The organism is Verrucosispora sp. SN26_14.1 (assembly GCF_004307965.1).
Lineage (GTDB): Bacteria > Actinomycetota > Actinomycetes > Mycobacteriales > Micromonosporaceae > Micromonospora.
The window spans coordinates 1-3,658 of sequence record NZ_SISL01000538.1 but is presented as its reverse complement, the minus strand read 5'-3'; the positions used below and the strand labels follow the sequence as shown (position 1 = coordinate 3,658).

Here is a 3,658-nt window from a genome sequence, read left to right as displayed (position 1 = left end):
ACCACGGCCACCCCGCCGGCCGGCACCGGCACGCCGGACCCCGCCGACAAGGTGAGCCGCGAGCGGGCCGGTGAGATCGCCCTGGCGCACGCCGGCGGCGGTCGGATCACCGAGATCGACCGGGACCGGGAGAACAAGCGCCCGGTCTGGGAGGTCGAGATCGTCAACGGCGACGTCGAGCACGAGATCGACGTCGACCGGGAGACCGGCGAGGTGCTCAAGGCCGAGAAGGAGCGGTACGACGGCGACGACGACCGCGATGACGACGACGATGACGATGACGACGACGACGACCGCGACGACGACTGACCGGTCGACAGCGGGCCGGTGACGGCCGATGGACACCCCGGAGCGGCACCTGCCGCCCGGGGTGTCGCGCTGTCGGTGCCCCGCGATGACAGTCGCGGAGCTGACAGAGTTCCGCCGAATTTCCGGCTGCATGCCCTGTGAGCTGGGTAATCACCTGGCTACATTTAATTATGGTGCCCGCCCACCGGGGCTGGGCGACGGAACCGGTCTACCGTCCCGTCCTCCCCGCACGGCGGGGCGAACTGGACGCGCTCGGCCACCTCGACGACGCCCTCGCCCCGCTGATCGCCCCGATCCTGCACGTGTCCGAACTCGACAGATCCATCGTGGAAGCCGTGAACCGGTTGCCGCCGGGGCTGATCCCGGCCGTCGACGTGGGCGCGCTGCCCGATCCGGCCGGTGCCGAGCCGCTGCGATGGGGCGTACCGCTGGTGCCGGTGATCGGCCTGACCGACGGTGACCAGCGGCTCGCGGCGCACGGGGTCACCGCTCGGGCGTACTGCGGCCGGGCCGTGGTGCGCCTGCGGATCCGCCTGGACCGGGCCGGACCCAACGCCGCCACGACCGCCGTGGAACGGATCTGGCGGTACGCGCGACTGGCCCCCGAGCAGTGCGACCTGGTGCTCGACTGCGGTGACGTGTGCTGCCCGGCGGACATCCGCACGACGGAGCCCCGGGTACGCCGGGCGCGGGACTGGGCCCGACGGCACGCCTGGCGCACGGTCACCGTGGTGGCGGGCGGGATGCCCCCGGCACTGGCCCGACTGCCCACCGACGAACCGGTCCGGCTGGACCGTTGGGACTGGCTGCTCTGGCGGCGGCTGGCCGACCTCGGGGTGGGGTTCGGTGACTACGGCGTCGCCTCCGCCGCGCCCGGCGCGGAACCGGCCGACCGGCTGCCGACGGTCCGCTACACCGACGTTGACGCGTGGTGGCTCTACCGGTGGTCGCGGCGGGGCCGGCGCGGCGACGAGCGGGTCGCCGACCTCTGCCGTGAACTGGTGTCCGCGCCGCACTGGCCGTCGACGGGCGCCGGCTTCTCCTGGGGCGACCACGAGATCGTGCGCCGGGCGCGTCGGGTCGCCGGAGCCGGGTCGGCGACCAACTGGGTGGCCTGGAGCACCTCGCACCACCTGGCACACGTGCTGGCCACACTGGGGCGTACCAGCGGTGGCGGAGCCCGGCCCCCGGGGCCCGTCCCGCCCCCACGGCCCCGAGGCGGGGAGCACCGCCGCGCGGGCTGAGCCTGCGGCTACTGCTGCTCGGTGAACCCGAACTGCACCACGCCCTCGTCGTCGACGGTCGCGTCGACCGCGGCGTCGCCGAGCAGGTCGGCGGCGTCGGAGTCGAGGAAGATGCGGGCGCCCTGGTTGTCGACCACCTGATCACCCGCGACCGGCGCGGCGACCAGCTCGACGGTGAGCGATCCGGCGGTGGTGTCCGCGGCGATGCGTACCCCACCGCCCTCGGCCACGTCCTGCTGGTTGGCGAGATCACGGATCACCAGGACGGCGTTGTCGGTCATCGTGAGCATGGCGGGACTCCTCGTGGGTTCTCGACTCCCGGTGCCGGAGGCACACTGCCGGCCAGTCCGTGAGCGGACCGGCACTCGGCCCGCACACCGGGTACGGATGTGGCGGCCTTTCCAGGCCGACCACACCCGGCGCGGCTCGCCGGGCAGCGGTCGCCCACCGCCGCATCGGGGCAGCTCAAGGCCCCTCCACTGCCCACGGTGCCCGCTCTGGAGGCATCCGTCAAGTAGAATACCGTCGATTGATTAACCGGGTGTGAAAGCTCTGCGAACGGGTACCCGACGAGGTTTCCCTGATGTTAGGAGGGGACCCCTGCTATACCGCAGGCGTTAGGAGGGGGCCCTTCCTTGCATCTTGGGCGGGGGGACGGGAGCGGCGGGATCGCCGCGTTCGATGAGGGCGGCGATCTCGGAGTCACGCAGGCCGCGCAGCGCCAGCACGCGGGTGCCCCAGCGGTGCAGCCGGCACGGGTGCGGGCTGGCGTCGTTGCGACAGACTGTGCCGCCGGACCATCTTCGGGGCGCGTGCACCACGACGGCACGGACGGCGAACTGGGCGTCCTCGGCGGTCACGTACGGCGGCAGCGGGATCTCCCGCAACGCCGTTCCGACCGGCTCGCCGGTGGGCGGGGACGGACGGAGGGTACTGCTGCTGCTCATCAGCCTGGCCTCCACAAAGGACAGTTGAACCCGGACAGCAGGACGGTACGGTCCGGTGGAGGCGATCCGACGGACAAACTGCCCGACGGCGGGTACGGCTGCCGTCAGAGGCGTTCCAGCAACACCACGGGGATGTCCCGGTCCGTCTTGGTCTGGTAGTCGTCGTACGCCGGCCAGACGGCGACCATGTCCGGCCAGAGCCGGGCCTTCTCCTCGGCCGTGGCGGTGCGGGCCCGTGCGGTGAAGCGCTCGGCCGCGACCTGGACCTGGGCCTCCGGGTCCGCGAGCAGGTTCAGATACCAGGCGGGGTGTCGGGGAGCGCCGCCCTGGGAGGCGACCACCACGTACGCGTCGCCGTGCCGCCGGTAGATCAACGCGGTCCGGCGAAGGGCGCCGCTGCGTCGGCCCCGGGTGGTCAGCAGCAACGTGAACACGCCCGGCTGCCACTCGTGTCCCTCGGCACCGTCGGTCTCGACGTACCTGTCGATGTGCTCGGCCACCCAGTCGGTGGGGCTGTCCACTACCTTCTCGCCCGACGTCATCGGTCCTCCTCGATCATGATCGGTCACCGACCACGCTACTGGAGAACCGTGCCGGGGGCAGGTCAGCGCAGTGCGACGGCCTGGAGGCCGACGTTGCCGCAGTGCGGTGTGAACGTCTCCTCCACCGTCCAGGTGAGCAGGACACGGGTGCCCTGCGGCGCCTCGAACCGGACCGTCACGCCCGAGGAGAGACTGGTGTGCCGCTCCTCCAGACGCAGCGTCCGGCGTGGCCCGTCGTCGCCCACGCGTACGTCGAGCCGACCCCGGGCCATCCAGACGCCGAGATAGACGGTGGCGGTACGCGGCTGACCGTCGGCGACGACGGCGAGCCGGAAACCGTTGCCCGCACCGCAGGTGTAGACCCCGTCCGCGACGTCGCCGGCCGAGTTCACCGGCGCTCCGTCGCGCCACCGGAACAGTTCCTGGTTGCCGTCCCAGCTGTCCCGTTCGCCCTGGCCGCCCAGGTCACGCAGGGAGGCGGAGCCGTCGCGCTTGCGTACCGGACTGGTGGTGCCGCCGAGGCCCCAGTGCAGCCAGTCGCGGCGGCCCGCCTCGGTCAGGTCCACCGTCGCCGGGATGTCGGCCCGGCCGAGCGCTGTCGCTTATACACCTCTGA

6 protein-coding genes are annotated in these 3,658 nt (G+C 72.4%); 2 read left to right on the top strand and 4 right to left on the bottom strand.

Annotation, left to right across the window (positions count from 1 at the left end):
* Both EYA84_RS28630 and EYA84_RS28625 read left to right on the top strand, forming a co-directional pair.
* Positions 1 to 309: PepSY domain-containing protein (locus tag EYA84_RS28630; protein ID WP_201272511.1), on the top strand; the 309-nt coding region annotated here is incomplete at its 5' end.
* Between the two features lie 137 nt (positions 310 to 446).
* On the top strand, positions 447 to 1,553 hold the full coding sequence (locus EYA84_RS28625) for a beta family protein (protein WP_236146012.1): 1,107 nt from the start codon (positions 447 to 449) through the stop codon (positions 1,551 to 1,553).
* Between the two features lie 8 nt (positions 1,554 to 1,561).
* Here the strand turns inward: EYA84_RS28625 and EYA84_RS28620 are convergent, their stop codons facing one another.
* The 4 genes from EYA84_RS28620 to EYA84_RS28605 all read right to left on the bottom strand — a co-directional run bounded on the left by EYA84_RS28620 (position 1,562) and on the right by EYA84_RS28605 (position 3,608).
* Positions 1,562 to 1,843, bottom strand: coding sequence for an adhesin (locus EYA84_RS28620; protein ID WP_131057065.1), 282 nt, complete (start codon positions 1,841 to 1,843; stop codon positions 1,562 to 1,564).
* 327 nt (positions 1,844 to 2,170) lie between these two features.
* A complete protein-coding gene (locus tag EYA84_RS28615; protein ID WP_131057063.1) occupies positions 2,171 to 2,500 on the bottom strand; it encodes a hypothetical protein in 330 nt (109 codons plus the stop codon).
* Between the two features lie 104 nt (positions 2,501 to 2,604).
* Positions 2,605 to 3,042 (bottom strand): nitroreductase family deazaflavin-dependent oxidoreductase, encoded by a 438-nt coding sequence (locus EYA84_RS28610; protein WP_131057061.1) that lies wholly within the window; start codon positions 3,040 to 3,042, stop codon positions 2,605 to 2,607.
* Positions 3,043 to 3,104: 62 nt separating this feature from the next.
* On the bottom strand, positions 3,105 to 3,608 hold the full coding sequence (locus tag EYA84_RS28605) for a hypothetical protein (RefSeq protein ID WP_201272510.1): 504 nt from the start codon (positions 3,606 to 3,608) through the stop codon (positions 3,105 to 3,107).
* Positions 3,609 to 3,658: the final 50 nt, after the last annotated feature.